This is a genomic window from Bradyrhizobium sp. 23 (assembly GCF_023073295.1).
GTDB lineage: Bacteria > Pseudomonadota > Alphaproteobacteria > Rhizobiales > Xanthobacteraceae > Bradyrhizobium > Bradyrhizobium canariense_D.
Genome location: NZ_JADPJF010000010.1, coordinates 33,547 through 36,126, shown reverse-complemented (window position 1 = coordinate 36,126; position 2,580 = coordinate 33,547). Strand labels below are relative to the sequence as shown.

Below are 2,580 nucleotides of genomic sequence, written 5' to 3'. Positions count from 1 at the left end.
CCTTCTTCGCTGCCGGCGACGAGCGTGCGATGCGGCTCGGGGCCGCCTTCCACTGGAACGGCGTGCTGGCCCCGACGAATGTTCGCGTCGATGCCTGGGTCACGCCGCCGCTCTACACCGGCAAGCCGCCGGTCATTCTGTCGGCCGCGAACAAGGAGGCCGCCGCGCTGCCGGCCAGCGGTCCGCTTGCCGTTCCCGCCGGCTCGACCCTGATCGTTCGCTCCTCCGGCGGCAGCCTTGATGTTGTCGTCTCCGGCGGCCTCAAGGAAGTAGCGCCCACCGAAGCCGCGCCCAAGGGCACCAACGAGAAGCATTTTGCCATCAGCGGCGACGGCACCGCGCATGTCCGCGCGCCCTCCGGCCAGCCGCAATGGGCGTTTGCGGCAACGCCGGACCGCGCGCCGACGATCGCGCTGGCCAAGGATCCCGAGCGCCAGGCCCGTGGCGGACTCCAGCTCACCTACAAGATCGAGGACGATTACGGCGTCACCGGCGCCGATGCGCAAATCGGCCTGCGTGCCGCCGATACCAAAGATGGTGTCAAGGATGGCAGCAAGGAGGCCGACACCAAGGCCGCCGCGCGGCCGCTATTCCAGCCGCCGCAATTCCCGCTCGTGCTGCCGAATGCGCGCACCCGCAACGGCGTCGGTCAGACGGTGAAGGACCTCAGCGAGGATCCCTATGCCGGTGCCGATGTCACGCTGACCCTCACCGCCAAGGACGAGGCCGGCAACGAGGCCAAGAGCGAGCCCTTCAACATGCGCCTGCCCGAGCGGCTGTTCACCAACTTGCTCGCGCGCGCGCTGGTCGAGCAGCGCCGCATCCTGGCGCTCGACGCCAACAAGAATTCGGATGTCTACGCCGCCCTCGACGCGCTGATGATCGCACCCGAATTGTTCACGCCGGATGCGGGCTGCTATCTCGGCCTGCGCAGTCTGGCGCTGCAGCTGGAAGCCGCCCGCACCGACGACGCGCTGCGCGATGTAGTGGGAAGCATGTGGGCGTTCGCGGTCACCATCGAGGACGACGGTGTCGCCGGCAGCGTCAACGCCGCGCTGCGCTCGGCTCAGGACGCGCTCAAGCGGGCGCTGGAACGCGGCGCCAGCGAGGACGAGATCAAAGCGCTGACGCAAAAGCTTCGCGAGGCGATGGCCGGCAAGGTGCGCGATCTCGCCCGGCGCGCCGAGCAGAATCCGCTTGGACCCCGGCAGCCTTTCCCGGCAGAGGTTCAGCTCATCCTCGACAAGGCGGTCGAGCTGCGACAGAAGACCCAGCATGCCAAGCCCGAGCAGCTCGAAGAGCTGGCGCAGCAGCAGGACGTCTTGCGCCAGCAGCTGCAGGCCTATCGGAAGTCGGCGAACAGCCGGGCGAAGGGGGGCGAGGACGGCGCCAATCAGTTTACGCGGGACCGGAAATGCGGAAGCTAGCGCGCGTGCCAGTCGTGAAGGCGATCTCGATCGCCTGTCTTGCCCTCCTCCTGGGAGGCTTCCCCGCTGCCGTCTCGGCCCAGCAGGACCAGGATCCCGATGCGCTGCTCGATAGCGCGGAAAAGGCGATGCAGGAGTCCGGCGACAGCCTCAGGCAAAAGGAGTCCGGACGGAGCCTGAACAATCAATCCGATGCGATTCAGAAGCTCGAGGACTACAAGCGCGCGACGGAAAAGAGCCAATCCTCCAATCGCGATCGTTCCGTCATCACGCAGCGCGATCTCGACGAGCTGTTGAAGCAGATCGAGAAGGCCGCGAAGGAAGGCAATCGCGAGGCGGCCCAGCGCCTGCTCGAGCAGCTCGCGCAGATCATGGAAAACCTCCAGATGGCGCAGCCCGGGCAATCCGGCGACAGCGACATGGAGCAGGCGCTCAACGAGCTCAGCGACATGATCCGCAAGCAGCAGCAATTGCGCGACAAGACTTTCAAGCAGGGGCAGGATTCCCGGCGTGAGCGCTCGCGCGGCAAGCAGCAGGGCGACCAGTCGATGTCGGATCTCCAGCAGGATCAGCAGTCGCTGCGCGACCGCCTGAAGAAGCTGCAGGACGAGCTCGCCAAGCGCGGCCTCACGCAGAAGGGGCAAAAGGGCCAGAAGAGCCAGGGCCAGAAGGGGCAAAAGGGTCAGCAGGGCGAGCAGGGACAGCCGGGCCAGGATGGCGATCAGGACGGTGACCAGGGCGATGACGACGGCAGTCTGGACGCCGCCGACGGGGCCATGGGCGATGCCGGCTCGCAGCTCGGCGAAGGCAATTCGGATGGTGCCGTGGACTCGCAGGGGAAAGCTCTCGAGGCCTTGCGCAAGGGCGCGCAGAAGATGGCCGAGGCGATGCAGCAGGGCGATGGCGACGGGCAGGGCGATGGCCCCGGCAACCGGCCCGGTCGTCAGCAGAGCGGCGGCAATCAGACCGATCCGCTCGGTCGCCCACTTCACGGCCGCGATCTGAGCGACGACTACACGGTCAAGATCCCCGGCGAGATCGACGCCCAGCGCGTCCGCCGCATCCTCGAGGAGCTCCGCCGCCGCTTGGGGGACAGCTCGCGCCCGCAGATCGAGCTCGATTACATCGAGCGGCTGCTGAAGGATTTTTGAGT

Annotated in this window: 2 protein-coding genes; both read left to right on the top strand. The window is 67.2% G+C overall.

Translation table 11 applies throughout. The annotated features are described in order from the left end of the window. Nucleotides 1-1,427: TIGR02302 family protein (locus IVB32_RS01455; protein ID WP_247409620.1), on the top strand; the 1,427-nt coding region annotated here is incomplete at its 5' end. Next, nucleotides 1,415-2,578, top strand: a complete 1,164-nt coding sequence (locus IVB32_RS01450) for a DUF4175 family protein (protein ID WP_085350740.1) — start codon at nt 1,415-1,417, stop codon at nt 2,576-2,578. The genes IVB32_RS01455 and IVB32_RS01450, both read left to right, overlap by 13 nt. Nucleotides 2,579-2,580 lie beyond the last annotated feature (2 nt).